General features: G+C 71.9%; 1 protein-coding gene. It reads right to left on the bottom strand.

Going from position 1 to position 1034, the window contains the following annotated elements; all coding sequences use genetic code 11:
* The coding region (locus ABZ260_RS51545; protein WP_355633380.1) for a hypothetical protein at positions 1-1034 on the bottom strand (1034 nt) is incomplete at both ends.

Raw genomic sequence — 1034 nt, 5'->3', positions numbered from 1 at the left:
GCGTCCAGCTTCAACGACCGCGACTCCGGATCAGCGCCGTAGGCCGAGAAGGACGGCGTCGTGGACGACAACCTCCACAACCCCGACGACAACTGACCCGCCGACACCGACAGATCCGACACCACCGGCTTGGAGGCGTCGATCCGCGCCGACTGCCACTCCGACCACGGGCTCGACACCTGCCCAGAGGTGGACGCCCGGACCCGCCAGCGGACCAGCCAGCCGTCCTTCAACTCGCCCGCCGCCACTGTCGGCGTCTGCAACGAGCAGGGGCTCCAGGTGGAGCACGATCCGCTCGACACCCCACCGGCGGCCCACCAGATCAGCCCGCTGCCCTGCACGGCGGCCGACGGGTCGTGCTCGACCTGCGCCTCCAGCCGCAGCGACCGCGACTCCGGGTCCGTGCCGTAGGCGGAGAAGGACGGCTGCGTCGACGACAGCGTCCACAGCCCCGACACCGACTGGCCTGGAGAGACCGATGCCTCGGACACGATCGGCTTGGAGGTGTCCACCCGCGCCGATTGCCACTCCGACCACGGTCCCGCCACCTGCCCAGAGGTGGCGGCCCGGACCCGCCAGCGGACTAGCCACCCGTCCTTGAGCTTGCCCGCGGTCACGGCAGGGGTCTGCAGCGAGCAGGGACTCCAGGTCGAGCACGATCCGCTCGACACCTGGCCGCTGTCGGACCAGATCAGGCCGCTGCCCTGCCCGGCGGCGGACGGGTCGTGCTCGACCTGCGCCTCCAGCTTCAACGACCGCGACTCCGGGTCGGCGCCGTAGGCGGAGAACGACGGCTGCGTGGACGGCAGCGTCCACAGTTTCGACGCGAGCTGGCCCGCCGACACCGACAGATCCGACACCACCGGCTTGGAGGTGTCCACCCGCCCGAGCTGCCAGCCCGACCACGGCCCCGCGACCAGCGCACCGGAGGCATCCGTCGACTGCACCACGGCCCGCACGCGCCAGCGTATCGACCAGCCGTTCTGGATCCCCTCCGCCGCGGGTGCCGTGTGCGAGGCCGCACACGGCTGGCC

Source organism: Streptosporangium sp. NPDC006013, from assembly GCF_040614275.1.
GTDB lineage: Bacteria > Actinomycetota > Actinomycetes > Streptosporangiales > Streptosporangiaceae > Streptosporangium.
The sequence above is the reverse complement of the archived record's forward strand: the minus strand, read 5'-3'. Positions and strand labels throughout refer to the sequence as shown.